This is a genomic window from Paenibacillus sp. J22R3 (genome assembly GCF_056269305.1).
In genome coordinates, this window is the sequence record NZ_JBWDNS010000003.1 from 773,109 (window position 1) to 798,779 (window position 25,671).

Here is a 25,671-nt window from a genome sequence, read left to right on the forward strand (position 1 = left end):
GCTACTGTTCGAGTATTAAGTTCCAGATCACTTGGGCAGCTTCAGCTCTTGTTGTTGCACCTTGCGGTGCAAATTTGCCAGCCGCTTGCCCTTGCACAAGTCCGAGTGCGGAAGCTTGGTTGATGGCTGTTGCAGCCCATGCCGAGATTTCACTCTGATCAGCGAATGGTCCAGGCGATTCCACTGCAGTCGGTTTACCGTTTCCGTGTACGATCCTATAAGCTCGCATCGTTAACACGGCCATTTCTTCCCGTGTAATCGGGCTGTTCGGGTCAAATGTCTCAGCGCTTCTACCGGTAATGATTCCAGCTTGAGCTGCCTTTGCCACATAAGGGGCGAACCATGCTTCGGCCGGTACGTCGGTGAATGACGTCGTTGCGCCGGAAGTGGCAGCATTCGTGAGCTGGAGCTTCAATGCTTTCACAAGTAAAGCTGCAAATTCTGCGCGAGTAATCGTGCGGCTAGGCTCGAAGCGATCTTCGCCTGTTCCGCTCACGGCTTGTTTGGCTGCCAGCTGGCGAATGTTCTTGTAAGCCCAATGCTGTGGCGACACATCCGAGAAGGATTGCTCTACTTGCAGCAGCGCGTACTTGCTGAAATGGTGGATGTCCGCCGTGATGCTATCCGTTGCTGCTTCTCGAGTGCCCCCGATATATTCCATTTTGCCGTCATCCGTAAGGTAGAAGATACCGGCAATTTCTGGATCGGTGATGCCTGTAGACGAGAAGCGAATGGTGAGTGGTTCTTTGAACTGCGACAGGTTTGTTTCCTTGCCATCCTTCGAACGGATCGACAGCTTAAATTCATAGACCTGACCGATGATTGTGATAGCTGCATCGTTCTGTTTCTCTAATAGAGCTGTTTGAGTGCTGGCTGCATCCTTATCCAAAGGAGCAAGTGTCAACGTAATCGTGCTGTCTGCCAAGCTGCCGCCGAGAGCCGCCAACTGCTGGAACACCGATGACGGAATGCTCAGCGTAAACTTCTCTGTATTCAGAGTAAGCGGGTGAGTTCCCAGCAGCTCCGCCGTTTGGGCCGGAAGGGTTACGGCCGTCTTGCCTGTCGGAAGAGCGACTTCTACCTTACCATCTGCGTTGGCGGACAAGCTGCTCGCCATAATGGCGAATGGTGCTGAATCGTTTGTTGAAGTTACCGGCCCTATTACGGGGCTTGATTCTTGAGCGGTTTGTACCGTTGTTGACGGACCTGTGGACGTCCAAATCTCACCATCCAAGCTTGCTTCCACCTTGAAGCTATACGCTGTATTCGCGCTTAGACCCGTAACGGTGTATTCCGTTGCGTTTCCAGCGGTTACCGTGGTCAAGAGTTTCCCGTCCTTGTAAATCTTGTAGCTGTCGATTTGATCCCCATCCGCTGCACCGGTCCAAGCCAGCTTCACGCTGCTCGTACCAACATTCGAAGCGGTTACTGCCTTCGCCTCTGTCCACTCGGCAACAGGCGTTTCCCTATAAAGCTCGAAGGAGTCGATCCAACCCCAAGTTTCGGCAGGCGAATCCACCGTTAGTCCAATAGTGACTTGACCATTCGTCACTTGAATACTGCCGAGCTCTGCATCGTTCCAGTTCTGCCAGCCCGTATTGACGATGTTGCCGCTTTGCACCGCTTCTGCACCGAAGTCTTGGGCAAACAGATGGATTGCATTGTCCCCGCCGCCGCCGGATATCTTTGCTTTAAGCAGATAGGTGCCATTCGTTAAGCCGGTGACGGTCTGCGACATCGTGAAGGTAAATGCTGCGTTTGCATAATAATTGACCGCTTTCGTGCCTGCATAAGCATTCGCTGCATCCATCTTCACTTTTGCTGCTTCAGTTGCATCTGTAACCGTCCAGCTCGCAAAGGCTGTGCTATCCTCGAAGCTGCCGTTAAGCAAGAGATTACGATTGGTCGTTACAGTAACCGGAACCTTCACTGCTAGCTCTGTACCTGTAATCTGTCCATCGACCTCGAAAGTACCGATTCGGCTCAGATCATCCTGTTCGATTGTGGACCACTCTACAGGCGCGGGCTCAATGCTGCCATCGTTGTAGAGCACATCCGCTGTTGCTGGCAGCAGCGTCGATACCGTTTCTGCCGATTCATTAACCGGGACGCTGATCCCCTCGGGGTTCTTTGCTGTCAGCGCGGCCTTCGTATCGAGATCGCCCGGCTCGAACTGAAATGCATCTAGCGATGGAAGGACATTGCCGTGAAAATCAAACAGAGCCTGATTGTCCCACGATGCGCCTTCGCCGCTTTTCCAGCCTGCCTGGAAGTGACCTTCACTGTCCTTCGGAACCGGAATCCAAGCCGGTTCCCAATAGAATACACCCGCTCCTTTGCCGCCCGGCACATGCGCTACCGTGTTCATGACGGTGGTGAGCACTTGCTTCTGCCCCTCTACCGTTGCAGGGAAACCCGCTTCATCCGCTTCCTTTTGCGTGAAATTGTTCGGGTAGCCATCGCCGTCCTCAACTGTAAATCCGTAGGAGGTCTCGGCAACGATCACTTGCTTGCCGTATCTGTCCGCCATATCGTTCAGGTTATCCTTCAGCGTCTGGAACGGACCATGCCAGAAAGGATAAAAGGACATGCCGATGACGTCATAATCTACATCTGCCGTCTCCATCGCGTCGAAGAAGCTGCGGAACACCCAGTTGTTGCCGCCCTCAGCCAGATGAAGCATGATCTTAACCTTATGCTCCGCAGGAGTTGTGTCGCGTACGGCTTGAATGCCCTGCTTCAGCAAAGCGGTTAGTTTGCTATAGTCCGAAGTGGAGCCGTCCGGAAGCAGCATGCCCGGATTGATTTCGTTGCCGATCTGCACCATATCCGGGTAGGCATCCGCAGCCTTCAACCCGTTCATGACGTCTGCCGTGTAATCATAGACGGCTTGTTTCAGTTCGTCGAAGCTCAGATCCGCCCATGCCTCCGGTTTCACTTGCTTGCCCGGATCTGCCCAGAAATCCGAGTAATGGAAGTCGAGCAGCAGCTTCATGCCCTTCTCCTTCACCCGCTGTGCCATCTCTATGTTATGGGCTTTGTCGTTAAAGCCGTCTGCCTCTAACGGATTGTTCCAGATGCGCAGCCGAACGTAGTTCACGCCATGATCCTTCAGAATATCCAGCAAATCGCGCTCGATACCACCCTCGTAATACTTGCCGCCGGCATCTTCAATGGCTTGAAGGCTTGAAATATCCGCACCCTTGATAAACGGCTCATCGGATGGGACCGTCGGTTCCTCTGGCTCCTCCACCCTCACCAATTCCACATCGTCAAAAAAGCCCCATTTTCCCGCCAAACTATTCACCTCGAAACCAATTTTCGCTTGTCCGTTAGTGACTTGGATCTCCTCGACCGTGTAAGGCGTAATCGTACCCCAGCCGCTGTTAATGATATCCGTTGTCAGCTTCTCACTGCCGCCGAAGTTATCCGCGTACAGCTTGAAATTGTTGTTTCCCGCATCTCCGGAAGACCACGCCTTCAGCGTGTAGGTACCATTCGTAAGTCCGGTCACCGTTTGGCTCAGCTTGAACGTGTATGCACTGCCGTTCCAATAGCTCGCCGCGGCTGCTCCAGTGTGCACATCGCTTCCCGAGATGGAAAGCGTCGAGGCCGGCCCCGGCTCCGACCCCTCGAGTGATGTATAATCCCAGCCATTCAATCCATCCTCAAACCCGGGATTGGTCAGCAAGTTCGAGGCAGTTGCCCCTGCCTTCCCCGGTACAGCAATAGCCGAAATGACCATAGAAAGAAGCATAATGACGGCGGTCAAGCCCGAGATCCTTTGTCTCCACCGGTTCAAACGAAATCGATGATATGAACGATTCAATCCAATTACCTCCCCTGATGATGTCCTACATCTTCAATTATAGGGAAGGGCTGCGGCGGAACGTATGGCACGAAACGAACATATCTACAGTTTTGACAAGCAGTTCTGTGGTGGGCGGAGAGGGAGGGTGGAGGGCATACTTGCTTGTCTCTCGCATTCTGTAATCCCACAAAAAGTAAATATGATCACCTCATACTACGCATCTCGCACTCCGGATCTCGCACCCCACATCTCACACTCCGCATCTTGCATCCTGTGAAATTCTAACGAATCGTAGGAGCCTTATTGGGCAGAATTTCGGGGCTTTGAGAATCTAACGAATCGTAGAAACCTTATTTCGAAGTTATGAGCTCCCAAACACCCAGAAATCGCCAAATAGGACCTCTACGATTCGTTAGAATTATTTCGGGGTCATTATCCAGCAAATAAGCCCTGTACGATTCGTTAGAAGTTTTCTGAGCGGGTTCGGCTGTGAGAGTTGACTTTTTGAACTCTCACTCCCCCACGCACGGCCAGATTGGTTAGTTTGAACTCGGAGTGTTCGATTTCGGCATCCTCGACTTCCGTTCGACCTTCCCATACTTCCAGAAAACAAAAAAAGGCCAAGCATCTCAATGCTCAGCCACAGTTTATATAGGAATCTAGGTTATCATTCTAGTCAATCTCTCCCTATTGAATAGCACGAATCCCCGGCCAATGCCGCCAAATATCGATCATCGGCGCTCTCCAATCCTGCTTGTGCTCGATATGAGAGACTCGGAAGAAAATCGCATATCTCGTGTTAGGAGTGGCGTTCGCAGCTACGGTATGCGCGAGCTGATAGTGAACGAGGAACACATCACCGGGTTCTCCTATTGTCTGAACCGGTTCCGGCAGCTCGACTGGAGGCATGCCATTAAACAAAGCATCCGGTGTATGCTCGCGGAAATACTGCTCATAAGTCGTATGCGTGCCCGGCCAGACTGTAAAGTTCCCGGCAAACGATTCGCGAACCGGACTAAGCAGCACACCGACTAGCATCGAGAAATTGCCGATCGTCCCTTCCTTGACCCCATTGGTCGGCGTATACATTCCGTCCAGGTGAGGCGCGTGAATGGTAGGCGGATCCTGCAGCGTAGGAAAACGCAGGGCGATCTGACCGCCAGTAATCGGGTGGGACATCCCTTCACCGAGCAGCTCATCTACGTAAGATTTTATCGGCGTGTCGTTAAACAAACCGGTAATCGGCGGTTTGTCAGAGAGCTCCGGGCAGTAGGATTGCGCGCGAAATGTGGGCATCAGCTCCGGCGGCATCCCTTGCCCAACGGAATGATTAATATGCTTTACTGCGTGGTCAATCATGACTTTAGGAATGGCGCCTTTGATATGAATATAACCGTTGGTGAGCATGGACTTTTTCTGTTCGTACGTGAGCTTCATAACGATAGTTCCTCCTTATCGCGATTCGTTTCACGAGGTCGAGAGTTCCCTTCCAGATTTATACATGTCGCCCTCGATACCCATCATAAAGGACAAGCGGAGTTCTGCCAATAGTATCGGCTTTATTTATGATAATCACAGTCCAACGAATGGTCATCCACCATGCCGCAGGCTTGCATATACGCATAGCAGATCGTCGAACCGACGAACTTAAAGCCGCGTTTCTTGAGATCCTTGCTCATGGCATCGGATTGCGGAGTGGTTGCCGGTACCTCACTTCTAGTGCTCCAATGATTCCGGATTGGCGCGCCGCCGATAAACTGCCAGATGTAAGCATCAAAGCTGCCGAATTCCGCTTGAACCTTTAAGTAACATTTTGCATTCGTGATGGCCGATTGGATCTTGAGTCGATTCCGAATAATACCGTCATCTGCCATTAACTCAGTAACCTTGGCCTCGTCGTATGCAGCCACTATATGGGGATCAAATCCATCGAACGCTCTCCGATAGCCCTCGCGTTTCTTCAGCACGGTATACCAGCTTAATCCGGCCTGTGCCCCTTCCAGTACCAGCATCTCGAACAATTTCCGATCCTCATGCTCAGGGACTCCCCACTCATGATCGTGGTAGTCGATATATATAGGGTCCTCATTGACCCAGGCACAACGTGCTGTCATATGTTCTAGCTTCCTCTCGTAGTCGGTTCATTTAAATTTGTCGTTCGTTTGTATGCCAAAATCATAATCAGCCGTATTCCTCTCCGCCCATACAGCCGACAGTCGGTATCTATAATACCCCGGCTCCATAGGTAGGTCAAAACGGAATTGATTTGGCTTACCTATCCATACTTGTTGGCCATCGTCTGTGTACAAAGTTAATGTAAACTCATCTGGATTAATCGGAAACTTAACAGAGATCACATCTCCGCGAATAGCCTTGATTGCTTTATCTTTGATCATCTTGTTGTATGTACCCGGCTCCGGAGGATCTGCACAAACCCCGTCTGTTCGCGAACCAAACCAACAATAATGAGCTGCTATATAATCAATACTAACCCCTTTTACGGTAATCGTCGGCCTTACAGGTTCGTCAGGTAATTGTGAGCCGGATGAACACCCCGTCAGTATCAAAGCTAGCAATAAAGCATCCACAAGCAAGAACAGCCTTCGCCTCATTCCTCTTCCTCCACACTACGCAAGTCGTCTTCATATCCTGAGACGCAGATTAGGCCAAAAGGTTACAGAAAAACCCGCCAAAATATGGCGGGTTGGCTTCTACCGCTATGATTAAGCATGCCTCGCTTAAGCGCCTTGAATTACACTGCGAATGAAGGCTACTTCTTCCGCATTCAACGGGTTGCCGGCACCTTGTGCGTTGGACTCTACTTGCTTCGCATTCTTAAAGCCCGGGATGACGCAAGTGTTCGGAGATTGAGCAAGCGCAAACTGAATCGCTACCCGCACCAAATCTTGAACCTCCATGCCGAACCGTTCTTTGATCGGTTGAAGACGCTCACGGATCTCCAGCAGGCGCTCCTTGGTATAGGAGGAGTTGGACGCCCGAATATCGCCTTCGCCGAATTGCGGCGGGTTCTCCGGATCGAATTTATCGAGAAGCAGTCCCTGTGCCAGTGGCCCGAACAAGACCATCCCGATATTTTGCTCATCTGCCCATTGGAACAGATTTGTATCCGGTTTATCGAATTGATTGCCGAAAGCATTATAGTGGAATTGCAGCACGTCCGGACGCGTAACCGGGCAGACGCGCATGAAGTCGCTGTAGCCGTAACCGGATTGCCCGATTACGCGCACTTTGCCTTCCTTTTGCAATTGTCGCATCGTATCTGCAGCTTCTTCCAGATAAAGGTCATTCGGTCCGAAATTCGTATTATGGAAGAAATGAAGATCGAGATAATCCGTACCTAAATTCATAAGCGACTGCTCCAGCTGATGACGAATGTGGATAGGCTGCATCGCATTTGGCGCTGTTCCGCGGAACCAGCCTACTTTGGTCGCAATGACGACTTGATCACGCGGGACTTCTTTTAGAAAACGTCCGAGAACGCGCTCCGAGTGGCCGTCTCCATAGACATCTGCGGTATCAAAATGATTGATCCCCAGCTCGAAAGCACGGTTCAAGCCGGCAATGGACTCGTTATCATCATTACCTGACCAACCTACTGCCTCACCGTCACGCCACGAAGGTCCGCCGATTGCCCAGCAACCTAAGCTTACTTCGCTAACCCGTAAACCGGAACGACCAAGAACACGATATTCCACTATATCTACTCCATTCATCAATAGGATCGGTTTGAACCTCATATGAAACTATATACAAGTTGCAGACCGCTTGGAAGTACGCACATTATTTTCAGCTACTTCCCTTAAAGTAACTACACGCGAAACGATGAATTGAACTCATATCTGCTAGATTGCTAGATATTTTTCCAAGTAAATGCACACAAAAAGTTTCCACCCAACAAAGCCCCGTTCGTATTCGAACGGGGCTTTACTGCGACAATTCCGTATGGATTTCCTGCTTCTGGATAAAATATGCAAATTAGCCATCTAATCCGATCTGCATCGTTCAGTAATAGAGGGGGAAGTTCGACCGTGAAAATATCACCCACAGGAAATGCGCAAGCAGACTTGTATCGCGATATTCAGGAAAACGAACAGCTGTTTAAACGCATCTTTCTGAACTGCTCGGACGTCTCGTTTCGAGAAATTGCAGCTGATGGCAAGGTGCGACTGCTCTTGATTTATGCGTCTGGCATGGTTAATACGGAAGAACTCAATATGAATATATTAAAGCCGCTCTTCTACGACGGGCTGCCGCAAGGGCTGGATTCCGTTATCAGCATCTCCCAAATGCTCGAACAATCGCGGTTCTCTTTATTGCACGTCATGACGATTTCGAATGCCAGCCAAATCGCGGAATGCGTCTTGCGGGGACATGTGGCGATCCTGGTAGAAGGCGAAGCGTCGGCTATTGTAGCCGACGTGTCCAATTTCGAATCTCGCACAATCGGCGAACCCTCCGAGGAGGCGACTCTTCGCGGCTCCAGAGAAAGCTTCACGGAGCTGTTGACCACCAATACCACGATGTTGCGCCGCATTTTCGCCACGCCTGACTTGAAAATGGAGCAGTTAACGCTTGGAAAGTATACGAAAACTGAAGTCGTCATCACCTATATCGAAGGCGTCGTTGACAGTTCCGTTCTGAATGAAGTCCGCAAAAGGGTCGAGCGCATCCGCATTGACGGCATTCTGGAATCGGGCTATATCGAAGAATCCATTGAGGATACACACTTCTCGCCTTTCCCGCAAATATTGAGCAGCGAACGACCCGATGTCGTTGCCGCCGGGCTGCTCGAAGGCAAAGTGGCGATCTTGTCGAACGGAACGCCGATCGCGCTTGTAGTGCCCATGACTTTCTGGGCTGGCTTACAGGCACCGGACGATTATTTCGAGCGTTTCCTGTTCGTCACACTAAACCGATGGATTCGCTATATGTTTGTCCTTGTCTCCGTTTTCCTGCCATCCATCTATATCGCACTGACCGATTTCAATCCGGAGATGGTTCCTGCCAAACTCATGCTTAGCATCGCCGCCTTGCGGGAGAAAGCACCTTTTCCGACAGTGATCGAGGTCTTCATGATGGAATTCGTATTCGAAGCGCTGCGAGAGGCCGGAATCCGACTCCCTCGGCAGATCGGTCCTCTCGTCAGCATCGTCGGCGCTTTGGTTATTGGAGAAGCAGCCGTTCGGGCAGGCATTATATCTGCGCCGATTGTCATTATCGTACCTGCTGCCGGCATCTCATCGTTCGTCATTCCAAGATACAGCTTCAGCTTTCCCATGCGGCTCCTCCGCTTCCCGATGCTGATACTTGCGGGCTTGTTCGGGCTGTTCGGAATCGCGATTGGGATTATCGCCATTCTCATTCATTTGATTCATTTACAGCCGTTCGGTACGCCATATCTGGCGCCGGTTGCGCCTCTCAACAAGGGAAGGCTAAAGGACGTGTTGCTGCGTTGGCCGCAAAAGCTGACCCGAAAAGCAGAACCCGCTTCCGAGGCGGACCACCCATGATCAAGGCAGCCCAAATTGGTTTCGTAATGCTCTTCATGGCGCTAATCACGACCGGTTGTTGGAATCTCGAGGAGCCCGATCAACGGGCCTTCGTTATGGGCACGGGGATGGACATGAACAAGGATGGCAAATACATGCTCAGCACACTAATTGCGATACCATCGGGTATAGGCGTACAAGAGGGAAACAGCACTCGGAAAAGCTTCCGGGTATTGAGCGCTATGGGCAAAAACAACACGGATGCGGCGCAGAAGCTGCAGGCTCAATTATCGCGAACCTTGTTTATAGGCCATCGTGAAATCGTTCTTATCGGCGAGAAGTTGGCCAAGCATGGTATAGCTGATTTAGTCGACGAATTTTTCCGCAACCCCCAGTCAGAAGCCAGATCCAAAATATTCGTCGTAAAAGGTACGCAAGCGAAGGATGTCTTCGAAATCAACTCTATGTTCGATCCCTATATCACGTCAACGCTCTATGACGAGCAAGCCACGCTAGGGCTCAGAAACTTCTATTTCGCTGCCTTTATGTACGATGCCTTGGGTCAAGGCACTCAGCCTCTGCTGCCGGCGCTCACGATGAATCGGAGGAAGCACTATGTATATTCCGGATTCGCGATTTTGGACAAGGACAACGATCTCAAACTGGCGGGATATTTAAATCCAGAGGAATCCTTCTATACCAATTGGGTCAGAAGGAGAATCAACAATTACTTCATGACCTTCACGGTGTCCGGATACGAAGGAACCTTCAGTTTAAAGCTAAGATCCCTGAATCGGCGGATTCACACGAGCGTGCAAGGAAATCGCGTAAAAGTCGATATTCTATTGTCTGGAGCCGGCGTTCTCGTTGAAAATAATACGAATTTGGATCCGTCCATGGAAAGCCATCTCATGCTGATACAGAAGTCCATAAATGCACAAACCCAAAAGAAGGTTGAGCAGATCGTCGACAAAGCGCAAAAGCAAATCAAACTCGATTTCTTCGGGTTTGGCGAAATCGTTCATCATCAGCATCCCGCACAGTGGAAATCGCTGCGACCGAAATGGAACGAGATATTTCCGAGGATCGAGGTGTCGGTGCGCGTTAATCTAAAATGCAAGGATCTGGGTGAAACCAATTCTTCAATATACCGCTAATGTCAGGAGGGATGCACGTGAGAGAGATGAAATTGTCAGGCGTGCAGATCATGTGGATCTTCGCGACGGTCGAAGTCGTGCTATTCATCTGGGGAATGATTACGCCTACGATCAATCTAAACAAACAGGATGCATGGATAGCCATGCTAACCGGCGGCGTTGTGGCGATGGGATTAACTGCGATCGTCGTCCGATTGTGCATGCTGCATCCCCGGCAAACACTGGTCGAGTTTAGTCAGGCCATTCTCGGGAAATGGCTGGGAAGGGCAATCGTACTACCTTATTTCGCCGTGTGGTTTGGGCTGAATGCGGCCGCGCTTCGCTTGTTTGGCGATTTTATCCATCTCATCATGCTCGACAAAACGCCGGTTTGGCTGATTATGCTGCTCATGACCGTATTAATGACCTACATCACGTACTCCGTTGGCATTATGGGCATCGGAAGATTTTGCGAAATCGCCGGACCTATTATGGTGCTTACACTGATTGTGGGCTTTAGTCTGAATATCGTCGATATTAAGTGGCATTATATCCTGCCGATCATCACTGATTTCGGAGTGCTCCCCCTTATGAAACATTCGATTCAAACGGCTTCTTTTCTGGGGGAATCCTTGATCTTCTTCAGCATCCTTCCTTTTCTGGAGCACCCGCGACAAGCCTATTCGAAGTCGCTGATTGCCGTTGGCATGACTGCTATACTGGCTTGCCTTGCAACGACTTTGGTCCTGCTCGTCTTCGGGCCGGATGTATCCGCTAGGATGCGATTTCCGTACTTTATGCTCGTACGCTCCATCAATCTTCTCGATTTCATACAAAACATGGATATCTTCGTCATCTTCATCTGGGTCTTCGGTCTGTTCGCCCGGATCTCGTTATATTTGTTCATCACAAGCTATGAGGCGGCTCGCTGGTTCCGTGTGAAGAATTGGCGGACATTCATTTGGTTCGGAGCTCCGGCGATGTTTATTATGGCGCTGTTAATCCCGAACGAGGCGATCTTGAAGTCCGTGAATCTGTATTGGCAAACAATTGCATTCCCAATTTGTTCGATAGGGATCCCTCTTCTGCTTCTGCTCGTTTCGGCGTTCCGTAAGAAAACGGTGCAGACCTGAAGCGCGAAACATCAGCGGGCGAATGGTGACACTAATGCGCTGCCATTTCTTTTCTTGGAACCAGAATAACGCTCCTACGGTTTCTGAGGCGAATCGCTTCTCCAGCTCGGAAATATAGTTCCGGAAAGCGCCGAACAGATTGTTCGCGATGAGGTACGCAATCAATAAGAATAAGAGAATAACGCCGATGACAATCAACGATGTCGGGAGCAAGACGTTCTTCGTTTTATCTGTAATGTGCTGATAAGGCGTAATCCGGATATATTTCCAGTCAAGTACGTCGGAGGTCGCGTATGAAATCAACACTTATCGACTTCATTCCTCTGTCGATGTTACTGTTAACGGATCCGGCGCCGCCGATTTTGCAGGCAACCGCAAGATCGGAAGAATAATGAAGATGCCAATAACAAAAAGACACCCGGAAATTAAAAAGGCGACAGACAGCGATGTCAGTTCTTTAATAAGACCCGCCAAGCTCATCATGACGACCATAGCGCTGCAAAATATAAAATTCAAAATCCCGGTTACCCGCCCCACGAATGCTTGTTCCGTGTTTTGCATGATCATGGTGTTCGTACTGATATGATTGCAGGGCAAAATGAGTCCGAGCAAAAACTTCATAAGAAACGAAAGCCAAATCCATTCGGAAAAACCCAAAACAACAAGAGTAACGGCAGCCCCCGCATTGCCTATGAGAAACAGCATTTGCGGCGAAACCTTATTCGCGATGCCTATCGTAACGCCACTGCCAATCAACAGCGCTGCTCCCTCAACTAGTAAGAACCATTGCAGGTGCGTCTCTTTAAGCCCTAGTTGTTCCGTGATCAGAAAGATCCAAAGCGGTTCGATGATCCCGATCGCGAGTCCTCCAGCAATATAGGTTCCGCCGAGCGTAGCCAGGATTTTTGTAGAGAGCACGTACTTAAAGCCTTGTTTGATATCGGTCCTTACGGAGGTTTGCGTTTCTTTCACGACGCTTTGATCCGGTGGCAAATTTAACAGAACCAATGCCGACATAATGAAAACAGCGCCTGTAACGGCCAGCGAGACATGGATTCCGAAGCTTACATAAACAAACGTACCGATCATCGGGCCCAGGATCATAAACATGTAGAACAGCGTTTCGTACATCGCCATCCCCGCCTGCATCAGTGCTTCAGGCACGTGCAGCTTGAATAGCTTCATACCGGAAGGCTGTGAAAACTGGGAGAAAATCGACGACACAAGCGTTGCGAAGAAGATCCCTTTCCAGTTGCCGAACATAATGGTCAGCAAAACGGCAAAAATCGAAAGCGCGCTTAGAAAATCGCACCACACCATCGTACGCTTTGGGCGCCATCTGTCGGCAAACATGCCGCCTAGATACGAAAGCAGGATAATCGGTACATATTCAGCAACCGAAATTAGCGAAATCGCGAAAGCATCCTTGGTTTGATCGTATACGTAAAGCAATATAGAGAAATTCCGAACCCAAATGCCGAGCTGCAGGAACATTCCGGATAACAGGATCACCTGTACGAACCGATTGCTTAGAAGCTGTTTCGGATTTGAGTCGGAACTCATGTTATCACCCTCCCATCGTTGGACAAAAAATAAAAGCCTGATTTCTCAAGCTTTCACTTCATGAATCCTGTTGTCAGCCTCCAACCTTACGGGGATGAAATCCACGATATCCCGATTGCCGGCAACCATACAATTCACACCTTTCCCTAAATAGGGATCCCTTCAATGATAGAAACCGGTGTCGGTGTAGCTATAATCCGCGAAAGCTTGAATCCGGACTGCTTAAACAGTTCTTGGAACTCTAGTTCCGTCCGTTCTATACCATGAACTTGAACGAGCATCTCCAAATCCAAGAATTTGGCCGGATGTGGTGCGTCACCTGGTAGAATAACAGCATCCAATATGATTAGTTTTCCATTTTCATGCATCTGCTGACGGCAATGGCGAAGAATCGTGGCAGCCTCGTTGTCGCTCCAATCGTGAATGATATGATTCAGAAAATACGCATCTCCGCCTGGAGGTATGGATTCGAAGAAGTTCCCGCCCACGCAATCGCAGCGTTGTTCAAGACCGGCAGACCGAATATTTTCTCTCGTTGCTTCAATTACAGCCGGAAGGTCAAGAACCGTACCTTGCATATGAGGATACTGCTCAAGGATCGCTCTCATCATTCCGCCATGCCCGCCGCCTACATCGACCAACCGATTAATCTCGGAAAAGTCATAAAACTCCAATGCAGGAAATACGATTTGCGAATGCTCCGACATCGCATTATGAAAAACTTCTGCTGCTTCCGGATGATCATCCAGGTATTCGAAGAAACCTTGGCCATAAAAGTCTGTAAAAGCGGAATTTCCAGTCTGCACAGAATATAGAAGGCTATTCCATGCATTCCTGTACCAGCTTTCCCCACTCATTATGGCTTGTGCCCGTACGGAACCGAATGTATCCGATTGCAGGAAAGTACCGAGTGGACGAATGGCAAATGTTTTATTTTCCAGTTCAGCGAATATGCCAATGCTGGTAAGCATCCGCATCAGTCGATACAGTGACGGAGCGTGCGTGTTTGTTATTATGGCAAGCTGCTCGTGGCTTTTAGGACCGTCTTTCAGTATGTCCGGGATGGCTAACTTTGCTATAACCCCTATGGATTGCTCTAATCCGCCAAAAATCATTTGCAGCAGCGATACAGGGGATATCACTTGCTCGACTTGTTCATTTTCCACTCGATCACGTCTCCGCTCCGTCTCATTAGTATTGCTGTAGGCTTAAACCATTTCGCGCTCAGAGCCAGCGGCTTCTCGCAAAGCACATGCTTTCCTGCCTTGGCGGCGCGGATCGTCTATTCTTTGTGCAAGTGATTCGGAAGCGGTATGTATACCGCATCGATTCGGTGAAATGGCAATTACGCTCCCTGTTGATGAAGCTTGAATGGCCGGTACTACGATCTGAGTAAAGAAAGCGGCACTAATGACGCCCCAAAGCAGTTTCTGCTCCAAATGAATACTCCTCTCCCAAACAATTTATATTATTGTAAAATATAAGAAAAAATTCCCTCTGCAGTGTATTTGATGCCACTATTCAGCTCGTTAGATGAGAAAACGGCAGCCAATGTCGGTTGCCGTTCTTCGTATTACTTATTCATATATAGCAGAACATCACCAATGTAATCGTCTACGGGTTGTGCGGTGTCCACTTGCATACATTCCAAGTGCGACGGCTTTTTGGCTCGGTTGATTACTTCTTGCCATCTTTCTTCAGGTATATCGACTGGACCAATTTGCGTAATCATTTTACGCTTCTATCCCTGATTGCCCTCGACGGCGATAAGCAGCACCGCAGCAGCCAGACCCAAGCGGCGATCCAGCTTGTCCTCGTGATCCACGGAGAAATCAAGGTTTAACTTCTGGACAAACGGATTGAAATTTTGTTTGAACACCCCAACCTTGGTCCCGTTCACCTCTACGTTATAATGCTGAGGAATCAGATTCGTCAGAAATCTTCGCAGAAGCGCAAGCAGCGCATTATCTTCCTTAATCAATCCAATCTCGGACTCACTCGGGCTCAATATCGCCCATTCATCCTTGAAGATCGACTTCATCCCTTTACGTCGCAAAGAACCGATCTTGACTCCGGTTTCGACATCGACTACGTCGAAGGTTGAAGAAAAATCAATGACGCTTCGCGCTTGAATGGTGATCAACTCTTCTTGCATCGTTTCATCCCCATACAACCGGATGTCTTCCTTGAGCTTAAAGGCTTTCATCTTCGAGAACAGAACCGGTCTCTCATCGATGTCGAAAATATCGATTTTAGCGCCGACCAGAGAAAGGATCTGCTTTCTAACTACGTATTGATGATGATTGAATTTCGGATTCAAGTCCTCGCCCCCTATATGATGTACATGCTCTCACTGATTGTATCAGCAAATGGTATTTTCCGGTATATGGTTAATTCGACGTGATTTACATAACCTTCACAATCATTTATCGAAACTTCCCTACCGATCGGACGTTTAACCCTTTCGGAGGTGAAAATCATGAAAAACAAAATCGCAAAATACCTGCCTATCCTTGCTGTCGCCCTCTCCCTCACAATTATTGGAACGGCGTGCAGCAACAACAATTCCGGTGAGAACGCTTCGGCAACGAATTCCGCAGCCGCTGGTAACAACTCCGCGTCAACGGATTCAGCTGCCGCTAACAATGGCTCATCAGCAAACGAAACGGTTACGACGGAAGAAGCGCCTGTTGCAATGTCTGGTGTATTCAACGGAGTTAATGACGACAAGACCATCGAAATTGAAACCGGTGTCGGTGCGGTCTCCTATAAGGTCAGCAGTGAGATTGCAGAGACGGTAGTCAAGTGGGAAAAAGGCACGAATGTAACGTTTGAGTACAAGGAAGACACCATCACCAAAATCGATAAAGAGTAAGACTGTTGTAATTATGAATTCAAAAAGGGACCGTGGAGCACTTCGCCACGGTCCCTTAATATGCATCTTGTCTTCAACCTACTTTGGCACCATGAGCAAGGGAGAACAATACCGTTTGCTCTCTATCCATTCTCAATCCGGTAATGGTGAGCGATTTGAAATCCACGCCTTCCATCTTGGCCCCTCTTACATCTGCACCTTGCAGCTTCGCTTTGGCCAGAATCGCCATCGTCAGATCACAATCTCTCAAGTCGGCCTTCTCTAAATTCGCTCCTGATAGGTCTGCTTCATAGAATTTAACCCCACGCAAATCCTGTCTTGTTAATGAAGCGTGTCTCATATTCGTATAGGACCAGTCACCTTTAATAATAGAAATGCCATCCATACTGGAGCCGGAGAAATCCGAACCTGTCATTTTGCATGCTTCGAATTTCGATACAAACAGGTTAGCACCGTTAAAGCTGCAATTCTCAAATGCGGTTTCATTATGAATGGAACCATTTAACGAAGCTCCGCGAAAATCACACTCTATAAAGCGGCAGTTACTGGAAATAATCTCATTCAATGATCCATTGGCAAACGAGCACCGATCAAACGTACAACTGATTAGCTCACCATACCTTAAATCCTGTGTGCCAAATTTCACTCCTGCATATTGCTGATTACTATACTGGAACATGAGGTGCCTCCGTAAACTACATAATGTCTCTCACCGTAAAATCACCTTTTTACTATAGCATACGGAAGTCAAGTACCTGTCAGTTCCCCTTGAATAGTCAAGTCTATTATTTTTTCTTCATCTGTATCGGACAGCAGTAAGCGCGGCCTCTGCATCCGATGAGCGTCCATACACGATCCAATGCTCAGAAATGAGCGGATTAATCTGCGGCCCTTCTCCCGATACTTCGGTTTCGGTGTCCTTGTCCAGATCTCCTAGGTAAATGTCCGAATTGTGGGATTCAGCTCCTACATCATGCGTGGAGGAACCGTTTCGTTCATCCATCCAGGCGACAAAATGACCATAAATGACGGGGGTCCTTTGAGCCGCATCCAAATAGGTCACTTGGGTCGTTTTTCCTGTACCTATGTCATGGACGAAAACATCTCCTGCGTAGGAATCGTTAAAAACCTCCCAAGTTACAAGGCTGCCCGATACTTGGGGACGTCCTTCCTTGTAGTCTTCTGCTGCAATGGGAATGGTTTCGCCGGTTTCGATCCGATATAGATAAATGTCCGTGTTGTTCTCCGGCACATTCTCTCCTGCTCGTAGCACCCGTTTCGTCACACGATGCCCGTTCTCCCAAACGACGTTTCCTGCATCAATATCTGGATTCGTATGACCGCCGCTCTCTGATGTAATCGTCTTCTGCTCACCAGTCTCCATATTGTACAAGACAAGCTGCCAATGGGACGGGTACTCTTTGATTGCGTCGCTGGCATTATCCATCCAAACGATGTAGTTCCCCCATATCTTCGGGTTGATCTGCGCCGATGGGTCCTTTGTCAGTTGGCGCTCCTCTCCTGTGGACAGATTATAGAGAAAGATATCGGCATTAGAAGCATCGTAGCTGCCCAAATCTCCGAGAGGCGTTTTCTCGTTACGCAGGTCAGACCACACCACGAAGTTACCCGAAATATCGAAGCCAGCATCATCTTTAATCGAGATCGAGGCTAGAAGTTTATTCGCGGCCAGGTCAGTTACCGTCAATCCACTCTTGTCTCTTGTGACCACCCTGTCCCCGTCTAGGGCACCTTGCCAGCCGGCCAATTCGCGCTTCTCCAGCGGTTGAAATGAATCACCTTTGGCTAAGCCTTTGACTAAATCGCCGGGCTTCGAAGTCGCCGTCCCGCATCCGCTTATAACCAGCAGCAGTATCAGCACGGAGCTGATAACCCCGTTGTATCTATTACTCATCATAGGTCCCCTCGCAGCATCTTTTGCCATATTAGACGATGATGACCGCTGCAAGGTTACATCGTAATAGAAGTCCAGCCTTTTCCCGCACGAATCGCTTCACACTAGCTGGATTTCAAGTAAAATAGCAGCCCTGCTCGGTCGACATCAGAAAATTGTAAAGGATCATCCTTCATTAGTTCTCTCAATAGATCTACTGCAATCCATCTTGGGTTCTTGGTTTCGTCACCGGATAGCAATAATTCCCCTTGTACTTTGCAGCGGAAGTACGCTCCAACTGAATCAAAGGGGCCTTTAACTGTCTGGTATACCGCGAATGGTTGTATGCATTCCACTTCAAAGCTCGGATCGATACCCACAGTATCAATCCTTGTCTGTTCACCTTCAATTTCCACTACATCCAACCCAGTCTCTTCTTTTACTTCTCTAATAAGCGCTTGTAAGAATGATTCGTACGGCTCGATTCTCCCGCCCGGAAGTTCGATCCGCTCAGGTCCGCCGGATTTACACCTAGCCAACTAGATAGGTTCTACACATATATTATGGCACAAACAAATGTATAAAAAAGGAAGACATCCGGATACCGGCTGTCTTCCTTTTATCTTTGTCGAGTAGTTGTTGATTTCTCTTTAGTTTACAGGCTGTGTTTTCTCTTTCGTTATCCTATTGTTTGGACGTTTTAGATCTAAGCCTACTCCAATACGCCCAATTAAATAGCTCCCCCACGAAAATTGGTTAAGAACAGCCACTGTACCCATTGAACCTCCAAGAGCGAAAATAAATAGAATCATTGCGCCAATCATGTTGTTGGGTAAATCTAAGAAATGATCAACAACAAAAAGCACTAGCGGATGGAGCAAATAGATGCCAAATGAATACTGGCTTATTCTCACAATAAAGGATGGCATTACTCTTATTCTAGCCGCAATAATTAGCAACATGAACACTGTGCTCAGTGTGAAAAAAATCATATCAAAGCGCTTAGAGGATATAACAGGAATAATATCACTCACTAAAAGATAAATCGCAGCTAAACCTGTGAGCGTGACTAATGCGTAAATATAATATTGATACCTTCGCAACCAATCTAGGCATCTCATATAATGGATACCCAAATAATAAGCGACTACAAAATAGAAAATCCAGCCAATAAAAGGCATCCTGTAGAACGTATCCCAAATATAGATCGCAGTTGGATGATCAGGCGGGCTGATTAAGTTAAAGAAAGCAAGATAGAGAATGTTCACCGCACCGGCTATAATCAGAATCCATTGTGGACGGAACCGATTAAACACATATCGGACGAAAAACATATGTAGAAGATAGAATTGAAAAATAATAGCGACGAAATAGGCTGATGTTTCTCCAAGAACGAAGCCTTTAAACAAATTAGCTACTAAAGCTGAGATATCCCCTTTCCCACCTGAAGCAAACGTGTTCTGAATCGAATAGATAATTACAAAACAGGTATACGGTATTGCGATATAACGTAGTCTTTTTCTCAAAAATCCATGTGGCGTATGAGTGGGGTATGCATTTGCTAATACGATCTCGGAAATGAGGATAAACGCAGGCGTGCCGAAAGATAATAGCAACCTTAACCCACCAAAGAACCAGCCATCCGCGACGTCAACGCTGTGTAGAAAAACAATACTCAGACATGCGACAGTTCGTATCAAAAATACCTCTTTCAAGCTAACCTTCCCCACTAATTCGCCTCTTTTCCATATTTATTCCTGTTTACCGTATACGAAATGTATCAATAAATAAGAGTGATGTAAATAGAAAACTATGAATTGTCTTGTTAAAATTAAATAAATAAGTGACTCCGAATCGTGAACAGATAACTTCACGCCCAACAAAAGAGGCTGCCCATTAGGACAACCTCAGAAGTTATACACTTTGTTGATTCCTACCCGCTCCACATCTGCCTTATTGTTTCTCTTTATTATAGTGAATCTCAACATTCTCATTTTTTAAAATCATTTCATGATCCTTCAATTCGATTTCGTAGATTGAATTGTTTATTGAAATTTCGTTGTCTGACTTCCATTCATAGTTCATTGTGGCATCTGACTCTTTTACTATTTTAACCGTGCTGCCGTCCTTCATTTCATTTACATAGTTCCCTAAAGTGATTTGTCCTTCTTTAACTTCCAAGTGATTGAAGTGAGACAATTCTTCGTCACTACCCGCTCGTTGAGAAGCTTGATCGGATATCCAACTCCCTAGAATTTGTGATTTATGATCTGTCGAGCAGCTAGCTAACATCATTGATACAACAACTACAACGAGAAGAGTCCCTATATGTTTCATTTCCAGCTCCTGACGATAGTTCAATTCTTATTATTGCTCCTCAATAGCCCAGAAACGATTCCCGTAAGGATCGTTGAACATCATGACTTTATCGCCGACGCCGCCGATGGAGATCGCCCCGGCCGACACCCCGCTTTGGATTAAAGCTGCTCGCAGTCCTTCGATATTATTCGTTTCAAACTGAATCGAATAATGCGGATTCTGTTTAATGTTACCTGTGTACCACATGCTGCTCTCTTCATCTTCTGCGCCATAAAGTAGAATTTCTGACCCGGATGCCAGCTTAAGTTTAGCAATGCCCGATTTCCAAACCAGCTCAAATCCCAGCACGTTCACGTACCACTCGATCGCCTTCTCGTAGTCGTCGAAGTTGCCCGATTGTGTGACCGGAATGCCTAGTACAAGTCCTTTTACGCCCATTGTGATTGTTACCTCCATTTATTTGATTAGTTCCCGTTAACGAAGCATTGCCATTCAGCAAAGGCCATATAGTTTAGTTAAGGACGCCACTTGAATACGAAGGAGTGCACATGCTGTGAAAAAACACATTACTGCAAGCTTGTTGTGCGCACTGCTGCTGTTTACGTCCGCCTGCACCTCGGATTCCTCTACCAACAAGGATCAGCCGAGTTCGAACACAGCACCAAGCACAACGCCCAACACCAACAATGAGCCTACGACAAGTCCTTCTGACAACACAACCAATACGGATACTGTCAAACCTGATGATGAACCCTCATCCACGGGTACCAATGATCCGGCGACCAGTCCATCGGAAGATCCATCCACAACGCCTACCGATGATCCAGCAACGACGCCTGCACCGGATCCGGATCCAGACCCGACCCCGACCTTTCAATCGCCGTATGTCTTTGAATATCCCGATGCCGTACGAGGCATCTATGTTACGGGGTGGTCAGCAGGCGGCGCGCGCATGGAATCTCTGCTGAAGCTCGTAGATGACACCGATCTGAATGCTATGGTTATCGATATCAAAGACGACGATGGTTATATCACCTTTAAGCCTGAAGGCGAATTGAAGGCGAACGGGCAAGCCTATATGAGAGATCCGGATGCCATCGTCAAAACACTGCATGACCACAATATCTATCCGATCGCACGTATTGTAGCGTTCAAGGACACTGTCCTGGCTAAGAAACATCCAGAGCTGTCCTATGTGCTGGACGGCAAAGTATGGCGGAATGGGAACGGTGATGGTTTTATCAATCCATTCTTAAAATCAAACTGGCAATATAACGTGGATGTGGCTATTCTGGCTGCCAAGCTTGGATATCAGGAAATTCAATTCGACTACGTTCGATTTCCTGAAGGCTTCGAGAAGAAAGATAAGGTTCTTTCCTATTCTATGGGGGAGTACAAAGATAAGAAGCCAGCCAAATTCATTGAGGAAGAGAAAGCTTATGCAGAAGAGATGGCTGCTTATGAGGCGGGGCTTCCTCCCCTTCAGAGCGCTTATGACACGGCAACTACAACTTATAACGGTGATAAAACCGATGAGAACAAGAAGGCGCTGGATGCCGCCCACAAGGCGCTCAGCGACTATAAGAAAACATTGCCGAAATCGCCGGACTTCAGCGAGAAGGCACGTTTTACCCAGCTGCGCGTCGATGCCATTACGGACTTTGTTCATTTTGCGAAGGAGCAGTTAAAGCCATATCGGGTTAAAGTGTCGGTCGATATCTTCGGCTATTCCGCCACGCTGCCCGAAGCCCCCGGCATTGGGCAGAACTTTAGCCGCATATCGGAGAATGTCGACGTCATCTCCTCGATGATTTATCCGAGCCACTGGAGTGATGGGTATTTCGGCATTAAGCATCCGGATATTGAGCCGTACCGACTTGTCCAAGAGTATGCCAAACGCGAGAAGGAGAAGCTTAGCGCGCTCGAATCCCCTCCGATCTCACGGCCGTGGATACAAGACTTTACAGCCTCTTGGCTGGCAAAAGGAAGCTACGTCCATTACGGCAAAGAGCAGGTGGATGCGCAAATTCAAGCACTACACGACTCAGGCATTAATGAATACCTCCTGTGGAATGCCGGTAACAAATATACCGCTGGCGTTAACTATACCCCTTAGCTGGCAAAAGCCCCGTTCGAATTCGAGCGGGGTTATTCTTTAAACGACCCTCGGTTCGTTAGAGGTGCTTCGTGCAGTTGAAGAGAGTGCACTCCCATTCATCATTGTGATTAGCGATGATAGTCAAGGAGGTATTATCGATGTATGTAGATTCAAATCGCTGTGGCATTAGTCGCTGCAGTGATAGCCCGATCAACGCTCCGTGGCTAACGATTAATATCCTCTGATCCCGGTGCTTAGCTGCAACTTCTTCGATGAACGCTGCTCCCCGCTTCGCCACGTCATCGAACGCTTCGATGCCTAGATCTAGTGAGCTCCAATTGACGCCCCATTTTGCAACCCGTTCTTCTTCTGTGGTTCCCTCGATCTGACCGCAATTAATCTCTCTTATTCGTTCTTCCGTTAGTAAGCTGTCGATCCCCAACGAGCTGCGTACTGCCTCGGCGGTTTGCTTCGCTCTGGTTAGTGTGCTGGAGATGATGATGTCCCAGCTTTCGCCCGATAGCCTGTCGGCTATGGCCTTCGCTTGGATCATTCCGGTTTCGTTAAGAGGGATATCCGATATCCCCTGAGCCTTGCCAAGCTCGTTCCAATCCGTCACGCCATGCCTGATAAGCCCGATGGTTGTCATGTTTATCTCCTTCCTAGTCAATATGAAAAACCGCGATCTCTATTTTATCTATAAATTAAATTCAGATCTAATTCTCTCCGCGACTTCCTCTGGACTCAAGTTTGTGTTGTTGATTTTCATATAATTCTTGTGCTCAATCTCTCCGTCCAATGAGTTCAAACGATGCTGTTCCACTGCACTTCTCATTCTTTGCTCCGATTGTTCCACATTTCGTTTGGAAGGCTTGTGCTCCAGTCGATGGGGTGTCTTGTTACGCTCAATTCTCTCTTCCATATCAGCTTCAAGTTCAACCAAGTAAACTTCTCCGCCTTCTCGCTCAAAAGTTTCGCTGACCTTCTTCACATAATCCCAATCCGCTTGCTGATCGAAAGCCCATACATACGTGAAGATCAACCCATACGCGTCACTCTTGGCAACGGTTTCGAATATCTTCTGACGAAATAGATTCGTTAGCTCCCACATCTCGGGCGTAAATCCCAGTAACGGAACGAGTAATTCAATGGTCATGTGGTTATGAAATAGCTTTAACTCCGTGATCTTCTCTAACTCTTGTCCAACGGTCATTTTGCCAACTGCCATCGGCCCGAATACTAGAACCAGCTTCATGTTGTTTCACTCCTGCCTAAGTTGTTATTCACGTCGCTTCCTCCTCGTTCAACCAACCTTCAATCTCAGCTTGTTGCTCCGCATATCGCCTTAAGGAGTTAATCGTTCCGATCACTTGCTCCGTCCCCATCTGCTGCTCTTGTTCATCCGTGCACTCCAGCCATAGGGACCGTTTGAAGCTATATTCCAGCCAACCCAACATCCCTGCAAAACCGTTGTCTAGCACGACTTTCCAATTCGCCTCAAACGTTTCGCCCGTCTTCTTATAACCGCTTAAGAATGCCTGAAATCTACTGCGGTCTAGATGACCAGCTTCATCCGCTGACCAATAAATAGCAGTCTCAATTAAATTCTGCATGGGATTTATTGCTCCTGAGGCTTCCCAATCAATAAGAATAGGTGAGTCTTGGTTCCACAACACATTCTTGGAATCTAGATCCGCGTGACTGATCACTATGTTGGATGCCAGCAACTGCGCCGCATGGTTCGCCTTGGCGTTCCAGTCGTAGAGCTGATCCACGACACCCTTAGCCAAGCTTACCCACACCGACTGATTGCTTTCACCTAACTCTATATAGGAATTCCAATCCGTCGCATGCACACCGCCGATGCTCCCATTCGCCTTGATACCTAACGAGGAGAAGTCCATCTTATGGAGAACGCCGAGAGTCTCACCTATCCGTTCAGCGTGAGCACTCGTTATTTCAGGCGGCTTCAGACTTCGTCCCTCTACCCAATCGAATACGAGAAAATAGTGGTCATCTACTTGCTGCACGGAACTGCCGTTAAATCGCTTGGCCGGTAAAGCAGGTACGTTATTGGCTGCGATCGCAGCAATCATTTCGGAATGAATCATATTGGACATCGCGGTAGGTCGGAGCATGATTTGCGGGTTTAGTGCTTTAATGGCATATTTCCCTGTGGTTGTTTCCATTGCATACATGCGATGTAACAGCCCGCCTACCACAGGTACTGGCTGACTGACCAACTCTCCTAGCTGCAAAAGCGTGCACAGTTTCTCGAGTATCATGTTCATCTATGCTCACCTTGCTTGTACCAACTAGGTACGACGCTTTCGAAATGGGTATGATCGTCCAGCAGGATACGAATACGGTCCATCATCGAATCGAGATGCTCCGGAACGACCTTAAGCGTCCACGTAATCGTGCCAAATATCGTCATTGCCGTATACAGCGCATATAGCTGCCAGAAATGCTCCGGAACTTTCCCGTCGAAATACCCATCGATTTGCCCAATGGAGAACGGAATGCTGACCTCACGGCTAAAGTAAGCGATTTTCAAAAAGTCATGATACGGGTCTCCCCAGTCATACCGATTGAAATCGATCGCCGCGACATACGCTCCATTATGGACGAGCAGATTGGCAGGATGAAAGTCGTCGTGCTGGAACCTGTTCGGACGCCCTTCCAGCAGCGGTAAATGCTTCTCGACAAAGGCAACAATAGCCTCTTCCTCAGGAACCTTAACCCCACAGCGGAAGTATTCATCCATATGACGTTTATGCTTCGCAGCCCTGTGCGTGGACCACGTTTCCGTATCTTCCGGCGCTTGCACCTCGTGCATCATAAGAAGTTCTCGCCCGGCTTCGACGCCTACTTTATACTGTTGATCGACCGTCATCCGTGGCAGCTCTTCAAGAGCATCCAAACCCTCGACATATCGCAAAACCATATAACATCGATCAAGCGTTTCGATCGTACCGAATGCAATGGGTTCAGAAGTACGCACGCCGAGACCATGTATAAGACCGACTGCCTCAAACTCGCGGCGTTTGGATTCGGACTGTTTGAAAGTCGCAGTACGCAGAACATAAGCCGGACTGTCGCCGTCTTCGTAAACGAGATATTTGCCATCATAGGAGAAGCCTTTATGAATCTGTGAAACAGCTGTCGCTTTCTGCAATTGCGGAATATGCTCTAAAACTTCATTTACATGCATCGGGGTACTCCTCTCTCGTATAACTTGCCCATAAGGTGAAGAGAGGCAGCTGATCAAAGTGATCGCTGCCTCCTATTCAACCAGTTCCAAAACCTTCCAGCTTATAATTACTAGATTA

At 48.2% G+C, this 25,671-nt stretch carries 23 protein-coding genes and 1 pseudogene; 5 read left to right on the forward strand and 19 right to left on the reverse strand.

Annotation, left to right across the window (positions count from 1 at the left end):
• Position 1 precedes the first annotated feature (1 nt).
• From AC0YN4_RS18165 to AC0YN4_RS18185, 5 genes are all read right to left on the reverse strand, one after another.
• Positions 2-3,829 (reverse strand): glycosyl hydrolase 53 family protein, encoded by a 3,828-nt coding sequence (locus AC0YN4_RS18165; protein WP_475836382.1) that lies wholly within the window; start codon positions 3,827-3,829, stop codon positions 2-4.
• A 669-nt stretch (positions 3,830-4,498) separates the two neighbouring features.
• Positions 4,499-5,248 carry a phytanoyl-CoA dioxygenase family protein gene (locus AC0YN4_RS18170; RefSeq protein ID WP_475784383.1) on the reverse strand — a complete coding sequence of 250 codons (750 nt, stop codon included), beginning with the start codon at positions 5,246-5,248 and terminating at the stop codon, positions 4,499-4,501.
• Positions 5,249-5,370: 122 nt separating this feature from the next.
• On the reverse strand, positions 5,371-5,925 hold the full coding sequence (locus tag AC0YN4_RS18175; RefSeq protein ID WP_475784384.1) for a DNA-3-methyladenine glycosylase I: 555 nt from the start codon (positions 5,923-5,925) through the stop codon (positions 5,371-5,373).
• Between the two features lie 27 nt (positions 5,926-5,952).
• A complete protein-coding gene (locus tag AC0YN4_RS18180; protein ID WP_475836383.1) occupies positions 5,953-6,399 on the reverse strand; it encodes a hypothetical protein in 447 nt (148 codons plus the stop codon).
• Positions 6,400-6,549: 150 nt separating this feature from the next.
• Positions 6,550-7,527, reverse strand: a complete 978-nt coding sequence (locus tag AC0YN4_RS18185; RefSeq protein WP_475784386.1) for an aldo/keto reductase — start codon at positions 7,525-7,527, stop codon at positions 6,550-6,552.
• 333 nt (positions 7,528-7,860) lie between these two features.
• On the opposite strand from AC0YN4_RS18185, the gene AC0YN4_RS18190 reads away from it, so the two are divergent.
• From AC0YN4_RS18190 to AC0YN4_RS18200, 3 genes are read left to right on the forward strand one after another with little or no spacing between them, the layout of a single operon-like run.
• Positions 7,861-9,342, forward strand: coding sequence for a spore germination protein (locus tag AC0YN4_RS18190; protein WP_475836384.1), 1,482 nt, complete (start codon positions 7,861-7,863; stop codon positions 9,340-9,342).
• Entirely contained in the window at positions 9,339-10,478 is a 1,140-nt protein-coding gene (locus tag AC0YN4_RS18195) for a Ger(x)C family spore germination protein (protein WP_475784388.1), read from the forward strand. The genes AC0YN4_RS18190 and AC0YN4_RS18195 overlap by 4 nt, the downstream gene beginning before the upstream one ends.
• 26 nt (positions 10,479-10,504) lie before the next feature.
• Positions 10,505-11,590: a GerAB/ArcD/ProY family transporter gene (locus tag AC0YN4_RS18200; RefSeq protein ID WP_475836482.1), complete on the forward strand. Its 1,086-nt coding sequence runs from the start codon at positions 10,505-10,507 to the stop codon at positions 11,588-11,590.
• A gap of 315 nt (positions 11,591-11,905) precedes the next feature.
• Here the strand turns inward: AC0YN4_RS18200 and AC0YN4_RS18205 are convergent, their stop codons facing one another.
• From AC0YN4_RS18205 to AC0YN4_RS18220, 4 genes and pseudogenes are all read right to left on the reverse strand, one after another.
• Complete coding sequence (locus AC0YN4_RS18205; RefSeq protein WP_475836385.1) at positions 11,906-13,153, reverse strand: MFS transporter; 1,248 nt, start codon at positions 13,151-13,153, stop codon at positions 11,906-11,908.
• Positions 13,154-13,299: 146 nt separating this feature from the next.
• Positions 13,300-14,319, reverse strand: coding sequence for a methyltransferase (locus AC0YN4_RS18210; RefSeq protein ID WP_475836386.1), 1,020 nt, complete (start codon positions 14,317-14,319; stop codon positions 13,300-13,302).
• 53 nt (positions 14,320-14,372) lie between these two features.
• Positions 14,373-14,541 (reverse strand): annotated as a pseudogene (locus AC0YN4_RS18215) (Gfo/Idh/MocA family oxidoreductase); the annotation flags it as partial.
• 353 nt (positions 14,542-14,894) lie between these two features.
• Positions 14,895-15,473 carry an LURP-one-related family protein gene (locus tag AC0YN4_RS18220; RefSeq protein WP_475784391.1) on the reverse strand — a complete coding sequence of 193 codons (579 nt, stop codon included), beginning with the start codon at positions 15,471-15,473 and terminating at the stop codon, positions 14,895-14,897.
• 159 nt (positions 15,474-15,632) lie between these two features.
• Here AC0YN4_RS18220 and AC0YN4_RS18225 point away from each other — a divergent pair, with 159 nt between their 5' ends.
• Positions 15,633-16,028, forward strand: a complete 396-nt coding sequence (locus tag AC0YN4_RS18225) for a hypothetical protein (protein WP_475836387.1) — start codon at positions 15,633-15,635, stop codon at positions 16,026-16,028.
• A gap of 73 nt (positions 16,029-16,101) precedes the next feature.
• Here AC0YN4_RS18225 and AC0YN4_RS18230 read toward each other — a convergent pair whose 3' ends face one another.
• The 6 genes from AC0YN4_RS18230 to AC0YN4_RS18255 all read right to left on the reverse strand — a co-directional run bounded on the left by AC0YN4_RS18230 (position 16,102) and on the right by AC0YN4_RS18255 (position 20,697).
• The gene (locus tag AC0YN4_RS18230) at positions 16,102-16,707 is read right to left on the reverse strand and encodes a pentapeptide repeat-containing protein (RefSeq protein WP_475836388.1); all 606 of its coding nucleotides are present in this window, start codon (positions 16,705-16,707) and stop codon (positions 16,102-16,104) included.
• Positions 16,708-16,824: 117 nt separating this feature from the next.
• On the reverse strand, positions 16,825-17,943 hold the full coding sequence (locus AC0YN4_RS18235; protein WP_475836389.1) for a hypothetical protein: 1,119 nt from the start codon (positions 17,941-17,943) through the stop codon (positions 16,825-16,827).
• 104 nt (positions 17,944-18,047) lie between these two features.
• Entirely contained in the window at positions 18,048-18,461 is a 414-nt protein-coding gene (locus AC0YN4_RS18240; protein ID WP_475836390.1) for an NUDIX hydrolase, read from the reverse strand.
• Between the two features lie 111 nt (positions 18,462-18,572).
• The gene (locus AC0YN4_RS18245; protein ID WP_475836391.1) at positions 18,573-19,637 is read right to left on the reverse strand and encodes an acyltransferase family protein; all 1,065 of its coding nucleotides are present in this window, start codon (positions 19,635-19,637) and stop codon (positions 18,573-18,575) included.
• 238 nt (positions 19,638-19,875) lie between these two features.
• Positions 19,876-20,283: a hypothetical protein gene (locus AC0YN4_RS18250; RefSeq protein ID WP_475784397.1), complete on the reverse strand. Its 408-nt coding sequence runs from the start codon at positions 20,281-20,283 to the stop codon at positions 19,876-19,878.
• A 6-nt stretch (positions 20,284-20,289) separates the two neighbouring features.
• The gene (locus AC0YN4_RS18255) at positions 20,290-20,697 is read right to left on the reverse strand and encodes a VOC family protein (protein ID WP_475836392.1); all 408 of its coding nucleotides are present in this window, start codon (positions 20,695-20,697) and stop codon (positions 20,290-20,292) included.
• A 97-nt stretch (positions 20,698-20,794) separates the two neighbouring features.
• On the opposite strand from AC0YN4_RS18255, the gene AC0YN4_RS18260 reads away from it, so the two are divergent.
• Positions 20,795-22,357, forward strand: coding sequence for a putative glycoside hydrolase (locus AC0YN4_RS18260; RefSeq protein WP_475836393.1), 1,563 nt, complete (start codon positions 20,795-20,797; stop codon positions 22,355-22,357).
• A 58-nt stretch (positions 22,358-22,415) separates the two neighbouring features.
• Here AC0YN4_RS18260 and AC0YN4_RS18265 read toward each other — a convergent pair whose 3' ends face one another.
• The 4 genes from AC0YN4_RS18265 to AC0YN4_RS18280 are packed head-to-tail and all read right to left on the reverse strand — an operon-like array spanning position 22,416 to position 25,553.
• Complete coding sequence (locus tag AC0YN4_RS18265) at positions 22,416-22,988, reverse strand: histidine phosphatase family protein (protein WP_475784400.1); 573 nt, start codon at positions 22,986-22,988, stop codon at positions 22,416-22,418.
• A gap of 48 nt (positions 22,989-23,036) precedes the next feature.
• On the reverse strand, positions 23,037-23,594 hold the full coding sequence (locus AC0YN4_RS18270; RefSeq protein WP_475784401.1) for an AAA family ATPase: 558 nt from the start codon (positions 23,592-23,594) through the stop codon (positions 23,037-23,039).
• Positions 23,595-23,622: 28 nt separating this feature from the next.
• Positions 23,623-24,630 (reverse strand): phosphotransferase, encoded by a 1,008-nt coding sequence (locus AC0YN4_RS18275; RefSeq protein ID WP_475784402.1) that lies wholly within the window; start codon positions 24,628-24,630, stop codon positions 23,623-23,625.
• A complete protein-coding gene (locus AC0YN4_RS18280) occupies positions 24,627-25,553 on the reverse strand; it encodes a phosphotransferase family protein (protein WP_475836394.1) in 927 nt (308 codons plus the stop codon). Before AC0YN4_RS18280 ends, AC0YN4_RS18275 begins: the two co-directional genes overlap by 4 nt.
• Between the last annotated feature and the right edge of the window lie 118 nt (positions 25,554-25,671).